Source organism: Sphingomonas faeni, assembly GCF_024273235.1.
Taxonomy (GTDB): Bacteria; Pseudomonadota; Alphaproteobacteria; order Sphingomonadales; family Sphingomonadaceae; genus Sphingomonas; species Sphingomonas faeni_A.
In genome coordinates this window covers 1-16,448 of the sequence record NZ_JANBVH010000062.1, presented here as the reverse complement: position 1 = coordinate 16,448, position 16,448 = coordinate 1, and the positions used below count along the sequence as shown (strand labels likewise).

Here is a 16,448-nt window from a genome sequence, read left to right as displayed (position 1 = left end):
TTTGTGCCGACACGTCGCCATGCCAGCGTAGGATGCCATTGGCTGGCTTGGGTCCGGCGATGCGGGTCTTCCACACATCGCCGTCGAGCCGCTTTAGCCTTTCGCGCGAGTGATGGCCTTTGTCCGCAATCAGGACGCAGGGCTTCGCCGATGTCGGCGCGAGGCCGATGCCGGCCAGGTTCTGCTTCGCCACTTCCAGCGTTGGATCGAGCGTGTTGGTATCGCCCCGGTCGGCCGGGTGGATCGGTGCGGCGACGATAACGCCTGCGTCGAGGTCGACCGCCTGCTCGGGCTTGTAGGCCATACGCGTCGCGCCGTTCTTCATCCGCGCGACCTTGGCATCGGGATCGATTGGGCTCTCCCAGTCCGCACTCGGCGTCTCGATGCCGCTTTCCCTGGCCATCTGCGTCAGCATCTCGCGGTAGGTTTCGCCGGTATCGCGCGGCACGATCGTGTGCAGTGCCGCGTTGGCCTCCATCGTCGATCCATCGTCGATCCATCGTCGATCCATCGTCGATCCATCGACGCCGATCCGCTCGACCTTCACCAGGTCATGGTCCGCGACCAACGCAAGAACCCAGTTGAAGACATTGTCGTGCACGGCGTGCGGCAACCGGCTGCGCGTCTTGGACATCCAGCTGTGATCGGGCACCTTCTCCCCGGTCGCTAGCCGCAGAAACTCGCGCAGTGACAGCGAGTCCGAGCAGCGCCACACAATCCCGCGCTCGCTGTAGATGCCCTCAAAATAGCCGATCAGTAGCATACGGAAGTAGCGGCCCGGTGGCACCGATGGCGCGCCCATCCGCGGCGCTTAATACGCCTTGCAGCTATCCTCCACGAACCGGTCGGACCCGGCATCGGACAACAGCTTCTGCAGCTTGTCGTAAAAGGCATGACCTGGGGAACGCTGTACATCCGCCCAGAATACGATCAGATCGGGCTGCGTCTCAATGTCACGCCTCATCGCCATCGTCGCATCCCACCAGAACCATCGGTGGTTACGTTGAATCAAGACAGCCCGACTTCGTCAACGGCCTGCTAAGCCCGAGCCTTTGCGGCGTATAGATTGAGTGACGGGTTGCGTGACATGGATCGCCCACGATCGAACAGGACCAGCTATCGTCACGCGAACCCTCGTTTGCGGAGCGTCCCGTTTCTCCATGTCCAACGAGCAATTTCGGGAAAACTCATTCGGGAACAGGTTGCGGGAAAGCCGGTCGGCCGTGACGAAGGCGATCGGCCCAAACTGCCCGGCTGTCTCGCTGAACCTTCCCATCGGTCAAGCCGTTGCCAGGGTGCTCGTAGTCGATCTGCTTTGCGCATCGTTGTCGTCTTCGAGGTCAGCACAGGGTGCAGTCTCAGCATGGCGCCAGATCGCCGGCCTCTCGATGTGGTTCCCGTGTTCCAGATGGTCACGAAGCGGGTCACGAGATAGCCGTGGCCGCACCCTGGCGGTGCGGCAACTCGGGATTCGGGCATCAGGCCATCGCGGTCACCTTCGGCTCAAAGCCGCGCCCCTCGATCCACATCCGGTGCAGGATCACCGCCAGCTTCCGGGCCAGCGCAACGCGAGCTTTCCAGAAGCCCGATCTCCTGCCAACCGCAGCGGCCCAGTCCTTCAGCGCCAACGCCTGCGAGGTCCTCGACAGCATGACGTTGGCCGCTTCGAACAGCAGCTTGCGGGTGAGGCGATCTCCGCACTTGGACATGCGGCCGTTGATGTCGACCTCACCCGACTGGTAGCGACGTGGGGTAAGACCAAGATAAGCGCCGACATCCTGCGAGCGTCGGAACCGGTGAGGATCCTCGATGGTGGTCATGAAGCTGACGGCGCTCAGCGGACCGACACCGGGCACCGTCATCATTAAGCGGCAGACGCCGCTCTGGCGGGCAACCCGGCCGAGCTGCTTGGCATTGGTATGCTGTTGTTCGCGCAACCTCGCCAGCATCGCCAGCAGGCTTTCGAACAGGGCGGCGACGACCGGATCGTCCGACAACGTCGCCCGGACCTGCCGCTTGAAGGTGCCACCCTTGCCAGGTCCGATCAGAATGCCGAAGGTCTTCGCCAACCCGCGTATCTTGTTGATAAGCGCAGTGCTCAGGCCGACCAGTTGGTCTCGCGTGATCAATAGCGCGCGCAACCTGTGCGTCTCCATCGAGCGAACAGCGACCGGCCGGTACCAACCCGAGCGGACCAGCCGTGCCAAGCCGAACGCATCGTTGCGGTCCGTCTTGTTCATCTGCAGCTTCAAACCTGCCGCGGCATGCCTGGCATGAAGGCACACGACCGGCAGCTCCCGCGCGGCCAGTGCATGCCACAGCCACATCGTCATCGGCCCCGTCTCAATGCCGATCTTCGCAGCGCCGGCGGCCCTGCGCGCCAGCACAGCAGCGATAGCGTCCGGGTCCGTTCGCGACTTACCGTCCCAGATGCGATCGCCCGCCTCGTCCACGACGCAGATCGCGGTCTCCTTCATGGATACGTCCAGTTCAACCAACAGGTCATCTTCCGTCCTCCTATCTAGGGGACGACGGGCTACCCCGAGAAGCACCGCTCCCGATTACGCCACGTGGTTCACGACCCATCCTTCAAATTTCGGAACGTCGATGACCTGGCGGAAGACGACTACCGTCGCAATGCGCCGCGCGTCCAGGGCGAAAACTTCCAGAAGAACCTTGATCTGGTGCAGGAGATCGGGACGATGGCTTGAGAAGGGCTGCGCGCCAGCTCAACTCGCGCTTGCCTGGTTGCTGGCGCAGGGGGACGGCATCGTTCCGATCCCGGGGACAAAAAAGCGCACCCGGCTTGAGGAGAATGTGGGCGCGCTCGACGTGCGGATCACAGCCGAGGACCGCGCGCGGATCGACGCCATTTTGCCGCGGGGCGCCGCGGCCGGAACCCGTTATGCCGCGCCCCAGATGCAGGCGCTGAACCGGTGAATGCGGGCAGGCTTGATAACCGCGTCGCAATCGTCACAGGTGGGGGGCGGGGGCTCGGCCGCGCAATGGTGCTGGGCCTCGCGGCAGCTGGCGCGCGCGTGATTGCTACCGCCGCCCGCGAAACCGCTGAAAGTCGAGGCGGTCGCGGCTGAGAGTTTGGGCCGCGGCAACGTGATCCCGATGATCGCCGATGTGGCACGCGATAAAGATTGCGCTCGTGTTGTCGCAATGGCGCACGACCGGTTCGGTCGGCTCGACATACTTATAAACAACGCAGGGCGCGGGATGAAGTACGTCAGCGAGCGCTTCCTGACGGAGCCCACCCGTTTCTGGGAAACCGACCCGGACGTCTGGCGCATGGTGATCGACACGAACGTAAACGGGCCATTCCTGATGGCGCAGGCTGCCGTATCCGGGATGATCGCCGCCGGTTACGGGAGAATCGTCAATATCACCATGAACCATGCCACGATGCGTCGGCGCGGATTCTCACCCTACGACACCTCCAAGGCCGCACTGGAGTCCGAAACCGTCATTTGGGCGCAGGATCTCGATGGTACAGGGGTTACGGTCAACGCCCTGCTTCCAGGGGGTGCTACCGCGACGGTAATGATCCCAGACGAGCTCCTTCAGGATGGCCTCGCCAAGCTGCTGGAACCAACAATCATCGTGTCGCCCCTTCTTTGGCTTGTCTCCGATGCTTCGTCCGGGGTGACGGGAGGGCGGCTAGATGCCTCTCGCTGGACAAGAGAGGGTCCAGAGGCCGATGCCGCAGCCGCCGCAATGGATGACGCCGGATGGTGCGCTAACTGACATGTGCCGAAATCGGCGACGTCAGGGGACCTTGAGGGCCAGCGACGGCATCACGGCGAGGGATCGTCGAGAGCGAGGTCGCCGACTGTGCTGCTGCATTTCGAACTTTGAGAATTCGGTGCGTGTTGCGAACGTTTTATGATGCCGGCCGCCCGTTTCCGACGCGAGAGATCAGTGTATGGCGGCGTGGTTCGTCTGCGCGCTCTTCGCAAGAGAGTTTTCGGGCGATAGTGAACGCCAGCCGCCCGCAGTCGCGACGTACAGTCGCGCAACGTTGAGAAACTGTCGGGTGCGGGCAAGGACGAGGCCGTTGCTTGCACGCTGGTAAAGGCGCTCGGACTCGAGCACCTGTAGGATGCCGGAATTGCCCACTTCGAAGCTGCGACGCGACAGGTGGCGCGAGCGCTCGGCGACTGAAAGAGACTCGCTCTGGTTGGCTACTGAGCGGGCATCGCTCTGGATCGCAGAGAGTAGATCGGCGACTTGGCCAAAGGCGTTAAGCACCGTTTGCTGGTAGGTGGCCTCGCTCGCCTTGGCGCGGTTGATCGCCGCCGCTCGCTCGGCCTTCAAGGTGCCGCCGTGGAAAATAGGCGCAGTCAGGCCGGCGAACAGGTCGTAGCCCCGAAAGGCGTTCTTCACGAGGTCGCCGACCGCGGGTGCTCCTTGCGTGAGCGTCGCGCCGAGCGTGATGTCGGGATAAAGTCGCGCGGTTGCGACGCCCACGCCCGCTGCAGCTACATGCAGTTCAGCCTCTGCCTGGAGGATATCGGGACGCCGATGCACCAGCTCCGAGGGTAGGGCGACCGGAACAGACGGGGGGAGCGCCAATTGCGCGAGATCAAAGTCGCTCGGTTCCAACTCGGCTGGTGCGATCCCGATCAGCGTAGCGAGGAGGTGGCGAGCTTCCGCGAGTTGCTGGTCAAGCTGGGGTAGATCGCCGCGGTCTGCGGCATATTGGCTCTGTGCATTCAGCACCTCGACGAGCGTACCTTCGCCCCCGGCCCGGCGTTTCTGAGTTAGATCCACGTTGCGCTGATCTTCGGCTAGCAGTCTGTTGGCAGTGGCGATCTGTGCGCGCAGAGCCGCGATCGTCAGCACCTGATTCACCACCTGGCCTGCAAGAGTGAGGTGTGCGGCCTCGGTCTGGCGTTGCTGCGCCTCCGCCCGGGCGGCACTCTGCTCGACCTGACGACGAAGCCCACCGAACAAATCCAGGTCGTAGCTGATGCCGCCGCCCACCGAATACAGGTGAAATTCTGGATTGCCGCCCGGCGCGAGCGGATTGACCCCGGAGAAGCCGAACCCCGCGAGGTTGACCTGCTGTTGATCGGCCCGCGCATTGACGTCGATCTGGGGCAGCCGGCGGCCCGAGACCGCTCGCAGCTCGTCGAGCGAGGCCGCAAGGGTGGCATTGCTCGCGGCTAGGCTGCGGTTGTTGGTCAAAGCGCGATCGACCAGCGCGTTTAGCTGTGGCGAGCCGAACGCGGTCCACCAGCGCTGCTCCGGGCCGGTGCCGAGCACGGCGCGAGACGAGACCGCCTCGCCAGCCGGCTGATAGGCTGTAGCGGTCGGAGCCGGCGGCCTTATGAAGTCGGGCCCGACGGTGCAGCCTGCGAGGGTGGCGGCGAGGAGTAGGGAAGCGATACGCATCGAATTCAGTCCATGTGGATCGTCGGACCCTGGCCGGCGTCGGCGCGGGGCCCGCGCATCAGCAGCAGCAGCGGGATCACTGCCAAGGTCAGAAGGAAGAGGAGCCAGAACGCATCGACATAGGAAACCATCGCTGCCTGGCGTGTAATCTGGGCGTTCAGTGCGGCGACCGCGCTCGGCACGTCGAAGTCAAAGCCTTGCGTCATGACCGGATTATCGGGCCGGATGCCCTCGACGAGACGGGAATGTACCGTGGCACTGTTGCGAATAGTGAGGGCCTGCAACACTGATATGCCAACCGCCGAGCCGATGTTGCGCGTGAGGGTGAAGATCGCCGCCCCCTCATTGCGATACTTTATGTCAAGCGTTGCAAAGGCGATCGTTGTCAGCGGCACGAAGACGAGGCCGGTCCCGATACCCTGGATAAAGCCTGAGAGAATAACCAGGCGCTCGTCCATGCCGAGCGAAAAGCCCGACATCATGTGCAGCGAGAAGGCGGCAATCGCGAAGCCGATGAAGATCAGGAGCCGCGCGTCGACTTTTTTGATGAGCCGCCCAACAACGATCATCGACATAAGTGTGCCCACCCCGCGTGGTGCCGTAACAAGGCCGGTGAGGACGACGGGATATCCCATCAGTGTCTCCAGCATCGTAGGCAGGAGCGCGAGGACGCCGAAAAGCACGGTACCAAGAAAGAAGCCGAAGATCGAACCGGCGAGGAAGTTACGATCCTTGAACATGCCGATATCAATGAATGGCTTTTTCGCGGTTAGCGTATGGACGACAAACAAGTAGCCGAAGAAGACGCCCAGCGCTGCTTCGATGCATATCTCGAGAGAGCTGAACCAGTCCTTGGTCTGGCCGCGGTCCAGCATCAGCTGGATTGACCCCAGCGCGAGTGCGAGCATCGCGAAGCCGAACAGGTCGAGCCGCGGGCGCATTGCATCCTTTGTCTCTGTCAGGAACGCCGAAAGGCCGGCGAAAGCGAGCAGCCCGATCGGCAGGTTGATGTAGAACACCCATCGCCATGATAGGTTGTCCGTGAGCCAACCGCCCAGCGCCGGGCCGATGATCGGGCCTAGGATTGCGCCCATGCCCCAAACCGCCATGGCGGGGCCGTGCCGTTCCGGCGGGTTGATGTCGAGCAGGATGGCCTGGCTCATCGGCACCAGCGCCGCGCCGAAGACGCCCTGAAGCAGGCGGAAGCCGACCAGTTCGCCCAGGCTGTTGGCGACGCCGCACAGCCCGGATACGACGGTGAACCCGACGATCGACCACAACATAAGCCGCTTGCGCCCGAACCGACCGGCGAGCCAGCCGGTCAGCGGCGTCATGATGGCCGCAGCCACGATGTACGAGGTGAGGACCCAGGTAATCTCCTCGCCCGATGCCGACACGCTGCCCTGGATGTGCGGCAGCGCGACGTTGGCGATAGTGCTGTCGAGCGAATTCATCACGGTCGCCGCCATCACCGACGCGGTGATGAAGCGGCGAGCGCCAAGGTCGGGATAGATTGCAGTCATCGTTTCTCGGTCGCGCTGCCGAACAGGTGGCGTTCGTAGCCTGTATCGACCGTCACCTCGACGCTGAGCCCGGCATGCAACGGCACGTCCCTGGGCAGCTGGTCGATGCTGAATTCGACGGGCAGGCGCTGGACGACTTTCACCCAGTTGCCCGTCGCGTTCTCTGCCGGGAGCAGCGAGAAGCTGTTGCCGGTGCCCGGGCTGAAGCTTGCCAGCCGCCCGGTGAGCTTGAGGTCGGGGAAGGCATCGACGCGGAAGGTCGCACGCTGGCCGACCCGCATGTGAGCCAACTGGTCCTCCTTGAAATTGCCTTCGACCCATAGCTTCGTGCCGGCGAGGGTGAACACCGGCTTCGACGCCGCGACATAGCTGCCCACCTGAAGCTGGTTCACCTTGGTGACGATGCCCTCCTGCGCTGCGTGCACCACCGTGTAACCAAGGTTAAGGCGCGCACGCTCAAGCGCCGCCTGGGCGCGCTGGACACCGGGCTGGCGCTCGGTCGGAGCGTTGACGTTACCCGTCAGCGTCGCGGCGACGCCGGCATTCTGCTGAACGGAGGTCTGGATCTGCTGGCGCGCGGTCTGCGCCGCGAGCACAGCCTGATCATACTGGTTCTGGGAGGATATTCCCTCGGCGAGCAGCGACTTCTGGCGTGCCGCCTCGCGGGTCGCGTACGCGAGGCGAGCCTGTGCCGCCTGCAACCCGGCTTCACCTTCGCGATAGTTGGCACGTAGCGATGAAACTTGGGTCCTAGCGTTGGCAAGTTCCGCCTCCGCCTCGTCAACTGCCGCCTGGTACGGCGCCGGATCAATACGGAACAGCACATCGCCCGCCTTTACCCGTTGGTTGTTGACCACCGCCACTGCGATCACCGGGCCGCTGACACTGGCGCTGACTGGTACCAACCCAGACTGGAGATAGCCGTTGTCCGTGTCCTGATAGCGTCCGCCGCTCAGATAGAAGAACAGCCCTAACACCAGTGCAATCACTGGCGCTGCGAGCAGCAGCGGCTTGCGTAGGCGCTGCCGGCGCCCAGGCGTGGAATCGACTGACTGTACGACGGGCGCGGGCTCCGTGACCGGCACCGCGTCTTCTAGCCCAGGCTTGTCGCCGAAGCCGCTTTTTCCGTTATCCAATTCTCATTCCTGGCGGTTGTGAGGAGTTATAATTGCCCGGCCGGCCACGCTCGCGCGAACTCGGTGGCAACCACCGTTTGCGGGATTATTGCGGGCATCCTTGCCATGCCCGCTCCAGTACGGCAAATACATATAGTATGGAACCTCACGAATTAGCTCTGCGTGGGATTGCCACGAATTATGGTTGGACCTGGTATAGGATGCGGCGGCTGATCGACTCCCACCTGGCGTGCCAAGGTGCATCGATGGCCCAGTTGCGGCTGCTCGCTCTGCTCGCCGAGCAACCGCGCCGCTCGACCGACATTGCGAGCTTCTTCGATCAGGCGCCCCGCACTGTCACCCAGGCGATCGACGCTCTCGAGCAGAATGGTCTCGTGTCCCGATCGCCTGCTGCGGACGATCGCCGGTCCAAGCTGGTGCAGATCACAGACGCCGGCCGGGTCACGCTGGGACTGGCCATGCCGCTCTACGACGACATCGTGGGGCAGACTTTCGGAAGCCTGACAGCGGATGAACTTGAGGGCCTCAACGCAGCGGTCAAACATTTGAACCGGCTCGTCGACCATCTGGAGTCGAAGTCCAGCGTTACCGCGACCCGAGCTCCCGCCGCGAAGGCCCGGGCGCATGGTTGATCGGGCTCTTATCGATGAAGTCGATGCGACCGCTTTAAAAGAAAGGGAGCGGTTCGCCCAGATTCTCGTCCTGTTCGGGCGCCACGGTTTCAAGGGACTGGCCGCTAGACTGGGTCTCGGGATGGGGAGTGACGAGCCGCTGGAAGATACCCGGCCGGAAGCGATCGTCGCGCTTTTGCGGGATATCGGACCCGTGGCGGTCAAATTCGGACAGATCCTCGCGATGCGAGGCGACCTTCTGGAGCCGGCATGGGTCGATGCACTTTCAAAACTGCAGGACCGCGTTCCTCCGCTTCCATTCGCGGCCGTGCAGCCGCTGATCGAGGAGGCGATCGGCGGGCCAATCGAAACGAGTTTTAGTCACTTCGACACCGAAGCGCTTGCGGCGGGTTCGATCGCTCAGGCGCATGCGGCGACGCTGCTCGACGGGCGGGACGTTATCGTCAAGATTCGCCGCCCAGGCATCGAGCGGATCGTCGATGCCGATCTTCGGCTCCTGCGAAGACTGGCCCGGGTCGCGGAGCGCCGTATCCCCGAGATCGCGAGACTGAAGCCGGACGAACTGCTGCGCCATTTCGCCGAGAGCCTCGCCCGGGAGATGGACCTCAGCGCAGAAGCGCGCGCCAGCGACGCGATTGGTGAATATCTTAAAAACTACGGGGTTCGAACCGCGCGCTTCGATTGGGAGCTTTCGGGTAGGCGAGTGAACATCCAGGAGCGGCTCCGCGGATTTCCCGCAAGCGACCTGAACGCGGCACGCCGAAGTGATCTGGATCTGGCTACGCTTGCCAGCACCTATGCGCAGGCGATCCTGCGCATGATCATCATCAACGGTCACTTCCACGCCGATCCGCATCCCGGCAATGTCTTCTTCCTTGAAGACGGGACGCTTGGCCTGATCGATTTCGGGGCCGTGGGCACCCTCCTGCCTAGGCGCCGGGAGGAACTCGTTCGGCTTGGCCTCGCGATCGCTTCGGAGGACACCGGCGGTGTCGTCGATATCCTTATGCTCTGGGCCGGTGATCCGGACGTGGAGCGGGTCCGGCTCGAAGAGGCAATGGCCGAACTGATCGACCGCTTCAGCAACGTTCTGCTCGATCAGATTGACCTCGCCGACATTTTTCAGATGGTATTCGCGATTCTGCGCGACTTTCATCTCGCGCTTCCGCCTGACCTCGCCCTGGTGCTCCGGACCTTGCTGACCGCCGAGGGGTTCGTCCGGCGCATCGATCCGGCATTCGACATCGCTCGCGAGCTTGCTCCGATAGCAAAGGAAATGATGCGGGAGCGGACGAGCCCTGCCCGGCTGCGCGGCGAGGCAGGCAAGCTGCTCGCGGCGCTCGGACGAGCGGTTCTGTCAACGCCGAACCTCGTCGGACAGATCGAGAAGGTTGCGCGAACCGGCTCGATCACCGTCAGTATCGCGCCCAAGGACCTTGAGCGTTTACGCGGAAGAGAGCGTGCCGGCAGGGGTACTCCGCAGCTCTATCCTGCCTCCCTCGCGATCTGCGCCGCGATAGTGTTTTCCTCGCAGCCTCTCCTGGCGGGACTGTTGGCTTTCGGCGCTGTTGCACTGGCCGTTTTCGAAGGTGTGAGGCGGCGTTGAGCGCGGCGCACGCAGAGCAGCCCGCGAAGCATCGCGCCTGGCGCGACGGGTCTCGGCATTCCTAGCTCCCGATGGAAACGCATTCAAACTGGTTGAAGGTGAGCCTGATCGTGGGCCTGCTCATGATCACTGCGATCGGATTCGCTTTGTGGCTTCTCCAGGCGAGCGATGCCAAGGGGCCGACGTACGAAATACGATTTGAACAATCCGTCGATGGCCTGCAACCGGGGTCGGCCGTGAACCTTCTCGGTGTTCCCATCGGCCGCATAACTGAGATCGAGGTCCAGCCCAAAAATCCAGATTTTGTGACCGTGCGGTTCGTACTGACCAGTGACGCGATTCTTCATCGCGGTGTGACAGCATCGATCGAACGATCGTTATTTGATGGATCGGCAAAGCTGAGCCTGAGCGGCGACAACAATCGCAACCCTGTGCTCGCGGCCCGAGATGGACAGCCGTTCCCGATCATACCAGCAAAGGGCGGAGGACTCCTGGGCGGCGGTGGCCCAGCAGACCTCATTGCGAAGGTTTCGTCGAACGCTGAAAGCGTGTCTAAAAAGCTCGATCCCGCTGGTTTGCGTTCGATAGAAAAGCGTCTCGACGAACTCGCGCGCAACTCGCAAAGCTGGACTGACAAAGTCGGCCAAGTGGCGGGACGGTTGCCACAGACGGACAGGCTCGATGCTTTTGCAAAGCAGATCGCCAATACAGGAGATGGTGCAACGAGACTTCGCAGGCGCATTGAAGCGTCACGTGGAGGATTTCGTGAGCGTATTTCTAGGTCACTGAATTCGGCTGACAAATCAGCCGTGTCTTTTGGGCAGTCGGTTTCGCGCGCACGACCTCGGATGAGGCAATTGGAAGCGGATGCCCGCCAAGTCACGGAAACCGTTCGATCGCTCCGGGGACCAGTCGGTCGTGCCGGCGATGTCGCCAAGAGGATCGAACAGGGGGGCTTGGGATCGACCAAATTGCCCGATTTCAAACCCTCGCCTGCTGGTCAACCAAGCGAGATCGAGACTCCTGCGGCGAAAAATGGATCGAAGCCATGAACAGCGTGTGCCGATCCCCGGCACGGTTTTGCTGGCGTGTGGTTCGCCCCGGGATCGATGCGAGAAGGTGCTATTCACGAACAACGGCAGCAAACATCGGAGTGATCGATGCCGAATACCGACCCAAAAGACGAAGCGGCGACACTCATCGCCGCGCTGCTCGTCCTCCTTGCGGAAGCCGATGCGTTCGGATTCACGCTACCGGCGATACACATCGACGCTGCGATCACAGCGTTGAGTGGGATTGGCGGCGTGGCTCGAATATCGACCAAAGGCTGACTCGACGGCATCCCGCGTCGATGCGTTTGCCCAGTCCGACCTCCTCTAGAAAGACACAGAACAATGGGATCGCGTCGGCTTTCGTGGTTGGAGCCGTCTTCTCATCCAATTTGCATATTCTGCAGAGGTGACGCGGATGACACTTCCCGCCGCCATTGAGCAGACTGATCCGTTTATAAGCCAGCGCGGTTTTAGCCATGCTGTGCGCAGGGTGATGCCGAACCTGCGGATTTATGCGCGTCGACTGACCCGTAACGAGGCAGATACCGAAGACCTCGTTCAGGATACATTGGCGCGCGCCTGGGCCGCGCGAGAGCGTTTCGAGATCGGCACGAACCTCAAGGCTTGGCTTATGCGGATCGCACGGAACAGCTTTCTGTCCAGGAAGCGAAAGGATCGGCGCTCGGTATCGTGGGATCCGGCAATCGCAGAACGTCTTTTAATTGCCCCGGCCGCCCAGGACGAAGGGATTTTTTCCAATGAATTCAACCAAGCCGTGTCGTCGCTTTCTGATTTACAACGCGTAGCCTTCGAGCTGGTGACACGGGACGGGCTGACATTCGAGGAAGCCGCGGATCGTCTCGGCGTACCGCTTGGCACCGTCAAAAGTCGCGTATCGCGAGCCCGTCGGGTGCTCGTTGACGGCTTTGAAACCGACCCGCCTCTCCCGGTTCAGCTACCAACGCTCCCCGCGCCCGCGTGCGAAGCTCCAGAAACAAGCAATGCAAACATATACCAAAACTGGAAAAGATCCGGTTCGAGAACGATCGGATGAATACGCCGCAGCCTGGACACTTCGGTTTGAATCGCGTCACGCCGGATCAAGGCCACATAATTGATTCGGTCAAAGAAAGGCACTGAGCACCATGCGTGAAATCCCGTCCGATATCGTACAGACCTGGGCGCCAGATCCTGCATACCTGCCCGATTGGTTTGTCGACGCGCTATCCGTGCCGCGGGAGGAGGGCTTCGTCGAGGTCTCTGGTGTGAGAATGCACTACTTCCGCTGGGGAGATCGTTCCGCGCCTCCTTTACTGATGACCCACGGCTTTCTCTCTCATGCACGGTGCCTGGCGTTCGTCGCGCCTTACCTGGCTGAAAATTACCATGTGATCGCCTACGACCATTCAGGAATGGGGGACAGCGACGTTCGCGAGAATTGTGACATGGTCGCGCGGGGACGGGAGATGATCGGGGTCGCGGAGGCGCTTGGACTTTTTGGCCACCAGCGCAAGCCGATCATCGTCGCACACAGCTTCGGCGCGGCAGTCGCGCTCCAGGCGATCAAGCTGGCGCCGGATGCCTTTGCCGGTACGGTGATTTGCGATCTGATGGTGCTGCGTCCGTCCAGCTTTGACGCCGTTTGGGGCGGCGGCCGCACCGGCCCGGGATCAGGCGACCCCGATCGCCCGCATAAGCGCTACCCCGATTACGCCAGTGCCCGCGAGCGATATGTTCTATCTCCGCCACAGCCCGTTGGTGAGGCGTTCCTGATGGATTACATGGCCTACCACTCACTTCGACGCGAAGGGGACGCGTGGACCTGGAAGTTTTCGCCATCAGTGTTCAAGCGGGATAATGTGCCGAGCGAATGGCTTGAAATGGGCAGAACGCTGGTCGAGGCGCCAGGCCGCAAGGCGATAGTACACGGCGAGCAAAGCCTCCTTTTTACAAATGATTCCAGTGATTACGTGCGCGAGCTCGGCGGTATCGATATTCCGATCATCGCTGTACCCGAAGCTCGGCACCATCTGATGCTGGATCAGCCGCTGGCGTTCGTCGCCACCTTGCGCGCGTTGCTGGCGGGTTGGAGCATCGAGCGCAATTAGACCGGTTTGATACCGGGCAATACGTCTGCGTCCGCCAGGGTTGTAGGGTAGCGTTTCGCACGCGTTCTACCAACCTCGGGAGCACCGAGCCGTACTCCGGTGTTACGTCTCCGGCGTCACAAGGGCGCGTATCGTTAATCGTTCGATCAAGCTGCTCACGTCATCGGCTGAACTGGTCAGTCCTTCCGTCAACCACCAGCTTAAAATGGTGATTATTCCGCCCACTACGACGCGAACAGCGAGTCCGCGAGGCACGGATGAATCAAACGGAAGATCGAGCCCCTCTGCGTATCGAATGGCGCGAGCCGTCACTTCCTGTCGCACTGCATCGCCACCGCCAACCAGCAGAGCTGCAGACGCGTGCCGGTGTAGATCGACGAACTCTACGACCGATCGCACGGCGTTTCCCACGTCTCCACGTACGAGAGCCGGGGCCACCTGCTTAACCAACCGTCCCATCAACTCATCCGCCACGTCGAGCAACAGCGTGTCGACGCCGGGATAATGGCGAAAGAAGGTCGCGTAGCCGACTCCGGCATGAGCGACGATACGTTGCGCTGTGATCGAATGCGCGTCGCCGTTTTGCAACAGCGCCAGCATCGCGTCGCGCAGCAGCGAACGGGTTCGCGTGACACGTGCGTCCACGCCCTTTTCGCTATTACCCCTTTTATGAGCCACAGTAGATCATATATAGCGGACCTTGGAGTAAAGGAGCAAAGCGATGAGTTCGTATTCCACGCTATCGCGCGAACCGTCCAGCGGGGTCGACGATCTTCGTGATGATCGAAAAAGCATTCCATCGCAGCCCATGGGTCGCGGTTGCCCAGTCCAGTCTTTTTCGGAAGCACGCGCGCTGCTCCGGGATGATGAGCTGCATCAGGCCAGTTTCCGCGCTGATCTGATGGCAAGGTTCAGCGACGAGCGCTTTGCGCCGATCATTTTCCAGCACGGTGAGCGCCATCGCCGTCAGCGTGCTGCGACCGCTCGGTTCTTCACCCCCAAAACCGTCGACACCAGCTACCGTGCGATCATCGTGCGTGAATCCGATGCATTAATCGGCGACATGCAGCGTCGCGGCCACGCAAAGCTGGACGAAATGAGCATGCGGCTGGCGGTGTCCGTTGCGGCCGAGGTTGTCGGTGTTACCGATAGTAATCGCACCGGGATGTCGCGTAGGCTCGAACGTTTTTTTCAAGCTGGCAATGTCGCGCTCGGCAAGTCGATCCTCGATCTGCCACGCTTCGCGCGGGCGCAGATCCACATGCTTAACTTTTACGTTCGAGACGTGTTCCCAGCGGTTCTCGCGCGTCGCCGTGCCCCGCGCGAAGACGTGATCTCGCATTTGATCGCCGAAGGCTATTCGGACCGCGCGATACTTACCGAGTGCGTGACCTACGCTGCCGCCGGCATGGTGACGACACGCGAATTCATCACGATGGCGGGATGGCATTTGCTCGAGCGCGACGAGCTTCGGACACGCTTCCTTGCCACAGATGAGACCGGGCGGATCGCCATCTTAGAAGAGATCCTTAGGCTCGAACCGGTCGTCGGAGAGCTTTCGCGACGGAATCCAGATACCGGCCAGATTTTCAAAATTGATATCCGCCAGGCGAATGCTGATGTTGCGGCGGTGGGCGCGTGTCCGCATGCAGTCGATCCTGATCGCGCCTTGGCAGCGCGGGTCGGTAGCGCAGGGCTTGCGTTCGGTGATGGTTCGCATCGATGCCCTGGCGCGAGCATCGCAATTCTCGAAACCGCAATCTTTCTCGATCGCTTGCTGCGCATTGCGGACTTAACGCTGGAAGCACCGCCGAAGATCAACTGGAACGCGTTGATCACAGGGTATGAACTTCGCGATTGTCGCCTTCGCATTGCACCCACAATCAGCTTGAGTGCCGGAACCTGACCCGGCGCTGCCGCATTGCTTCCCGCAGCCATCATATGGCTCGGTAGCCCCTCTCTTGCCTGACGGAACCGGCAAGAATGACGAGACGTTCAAAAGAACATATTAACAGGAGAAAACGATGCTTCGAGCTCTTATACTTTCCAGCGCTGCCGCAATCATGATGGCTACGCCTGTCGTCGCTCAGGACATGATGGCTTCTACCGGATCCCTGACGCCGACAGAGGTGGGGGTGTCGCCCCTCTCTGCAACATCAGCGACCGACTATGTCAAATTGGCGGCTGACTCGGACAATTACGAAATTCAGTCCAGCCGTCTGGCTCTGACGAAAAGCAAGCGCGATGACATCAAGTCTTTTGCCCAGCAGATGATCACCGATCACACCGGCACGACGAAGGCACTGATGGCAGCGCTGAAGAACGACGACCGCACGATCGCGCGGCCCTCGACAAAGCTGTCCGCGGCCAACGCTGCCAAAATCGCGTTGCTGAAAAAAGCGCCCAAGGCGACGTTTGATGATCTTTATCTGCAGCAGCAGGCACAGGCGCATCAGGCGGCTTGGGCTCTGCACAAGGGCTATGCCACTGACGGAACCGATGCTGCCCTGAAGCAGGTGGCTTCGACCGCAGTTCCTGTTATTGAGCGACATTTGCAGCACGCCAAGCAGATGCTGCCGGCTGGGCTATCGCCCGTATACTGACAACTGGAACGCCAGCCGCGGCTTGATCTCTGGATCATAGCCGCGGCGCGGCAATCTTTAAACCGCTGTCTCCAGTGCCATTCTCTCGACGAATGTTATCACGTTCCGGTTACCGCTGAAGGTGTGGAAGTGGCACTATTTTTCGAGTAGCTTCGGTATAATAACGGTGAAAATTCCCATACTTCGCCCCGACCGTCGCGATTATGACCGACTACCGGGGAATAATGGAGCCTTCCCAAATCCGTCCCGGGACAAAGGGTCGGAAGGTGAGCTGATTACGACGGTCACTACGCTCCACCAACGCCCCTCATCATCGCTGCGACCTTGGACGATAGTCCCCGCATCGTAAAAGGCTTTGTCAGCAGCTCCATCCCGTGTTCGAGGT

Annotated in this window: 17 protein-coding genes; 10 read left to right on the top strand and 7 right to left on the bottom strand. The window is 61.5% G+C overall.

Annotated elements, in window-relative coordinates:
• The 3 genes from NLI89_RS20970 to NLI89_RS20960 all read right to left on the bottom strand — a co-directional run.
• Positions 1-802, bottom strand: an 802-nt coding sequence (locus NLI89_RS20970) for a transposase (RefSeq protein WP_254688699.1), incomplete at its 3' end; no start/stop codon positions are given.
• 9 nt (positions 803-811) lie between these two features.
• Complete coding sequence (locus tag NLI89_RS20965) at positions 812-964, bottom strand: hypothetical protein (protein ID WP_254688698.1); 153 nt, start codon at positions 962-964, stop codon at positions 812-814.
• 514 nt (positions 965-1,478) lie between these two features.
• The gene (locus tag NLI89_RS20960; RefSeq protein WP_254688697.1) at positions 1,479-2,477 is read right to left on the bottom strand and encodes an IS110 family transposase; all 999 of its coding nucleotides are present in this window, start codon (positions 2,475-2,477) and stop codon (positions 1,479-1,481) included.
• A gap of 130 nt (positions 2,478-2,607) precedes the next feature.
• On the opposite strand from NLI89_RS20960, the gene NLI89_RS20955 reads away from it, so the two are divergent.
• Both NLI89_RS20955 and NLI89_RS20950 read left to right on the top strand, forming a co-directional pair.
• On the top strand, positions 2,608-2,940 hold the full coding sequence (locus tag NLI89_RS20955) for an aldo/keto reductase (protein WP_254688696.1): 333 nt from the start codon (positions 2,608-2,610) through the stop codon (positions 2,938-2,940).
• A 102-nt stretch (positions 2,941-3,042) separates the two neighbouring features.
• Entirely contained in the window at positions 3,043-3,753 is a 711-nt protein-coding gene (locus tag NLI89_RS20950; RefSeq protein WP_254688695.1) for an SDR family NAD(P)-dependent oxidoreductase, read from the top strand.
• Between the two features lie 171 nt (positions 3,754-3,924).
• Here NLI89_RS20950 and NLI89_RS20945 read toward each other — a convergent pair whose 3' ends face one another.
• From NLI89_RS20945 to NLI89_RS20935, 3 genes are read right to left on the bottom strand one after another with little or no spacing between them, the layout of a single operon-like run.
• A complete protein-coding gene (locus NLI89_RS20945) occupies positions 3,925-5,403 on the bottom strand; it encodes an efflux transporter outer membrane subunit (protein WP_254688694.1) in 1,479 nt (492 codons plus the stop codon).
• 5 nt (positions 5,404-5,408) lie between these two features.
• The gene (locus tag NLI89_RS20940; protein WP_254688693.1) at positions 5,409-6,926 is read right to left on the bottom strand and encodes a DHA2 family efflux MFS transporter permease subunit; all 1,518 of its coding nucleotides are present in this window, start codon (positions 6,924-6,926) and stop codon (positions 5,409-5,411) included.
• Complete coding sequence (locus tag NLI89_RS20935; protein ID WP_254688692.1) at positions 6,923-8,062, bottom strand: HlyD family secretion protein; 1,140 nt, start codon at positions 8,060-8,062, stop codon at positions 6,923-6,925. The genes NLI89_RS20940 and NLI89_RS20935 overlap by 4 nt, the downstream gene beginning before the upstream one ends.
• Before the next feature lie 200 nt (positions 8,063-8,262).
• Here NLI89_RS20935 and NLI89_RS20930 point away from each other — a divergent pair, with 200 nt between their 5' ends.
• The 6 genes from NLI89_RS20930 (at position 8,263) to NLI89_RS20905 (ending at position 13,460) form a co-directional block, all read left to right on the top strand.
• Positions 8,263-8,694, top strand: a complete 432-nt coding sequence (locus NLI89_RS20930; protein WP_254688691.1) for a MarR family winged helix-turn-helix transcriptional regulator — start codon at positions 8,263-8,265, stop codon at positions 8,692-8,694.
• On the top strand, positions 8,687-10,300 hold the full coding sequence (locus tag NLI89_RS20925) for an ABC1 kinase family protein (protein ID WP_254688690.1): 1,614 nt from the start codon (positions 8,687-8,689) through the stop codon (positions 10,298-10,300). Before NLI89_RS20930 ends, NLI89_RS20925 begins: the two co-directional genes overlap by 8 nt.
• A 98-nt stretch (positions 10,301-10,398) precedes the next feature.
• Positions 10,399-11,352, top strand: a complete 954-nt coding sequence (locus tag NLI89_RS20920; RefSeq protein WP_254688689.1) for an MlaD family protein — start codon at positions 10,399-10,401, stop codon at positions 11,350-11,352.
• Between the two features lie 108 nt (positions 11,353-11,460).
• On the top strand, positions 11,461-11,631 hold the full coding sequence (locus NLI89_RS20915; RefSeq protein ID WP_254688688.1) for a hypothetical protein: 171 nt from the start codon (positions 11,461-11,463) through the stop codon (positions 11,629-11,631).
• A gap of 136 nt (positions 11,632-11,767) precedes the next feature.
• Positions 11,768-12,406, top strand: coding sequence for an RNA polymerase sigma factor (locus NLI89_RS20910; protein ID WP_254688687.1), 639 nt, complete (start codon positions 11,768-11,770; stop codon positions 12,404-12,406).
• A 91-nt stretch (positions 12,407-12,497) separates the two neighbouring features.
• The gene (locus NLI89_RS20905) at positions 12,498-13,460 is read left to right on the top strand and encodes an alpha/beta fold hydrolase (RefSeq protein WP_254688686.1); all 963 of its coding nucleotides are present in this window, start codon (positions 12,498-12,500) and stop codon (positions 13,458-13,460) included.
• A gap of 102 nt (positions 13,461-13,562) precedes the next feature.
• On the opposite strand, the gene NLI89_RS20900 is transcribed toward NLI89_RS20905, so the two are convergent.
• Complete coding sequence (locus NLI89_RS20900; protein WP_069321308.1) at positions 13,563-14,105, bottom strand: TetR/AcrR family transcriptional regulator; 543 nt, start codon at positions 14,103-14,105, stop codon at positions 13,563-13,565.
• 76 nt (positions 14,106-14,181) lie between these two features.
• Here NLI89_RS20900 and NLI89_RS20895 point away from each other — a divergent pair, with 76 nt between their 5' ends.
• Together NLI89_RS20895 and NLI89_RS20890 are read left to right on the top strand one after the other, a co-directional pair.
• Positions 14,182-15,366, top strand: coding sequence for a cytochrome P450 (locus NLI89_RS20895; protein ID WP_254688685.1), 1,185 nt, complete (start codon positions 14,182-14,184; stop codon positions 15,364-15,366).
• Between the two features lie 118 nt (positions 15,367-15,484).
• Positions 15,485-16,063, top strand: coding sequence for a DUF4142 domain-containing protein (locus NLI89_RS20890; protein WP_254688684.1), 579 nt, complete (start codon positions 15,485-15,487; stop codon positions 16,061-16,063).
• The last annotated feature ends 385 nt before the right edge of the window (positions 16,064-16,448 follow it).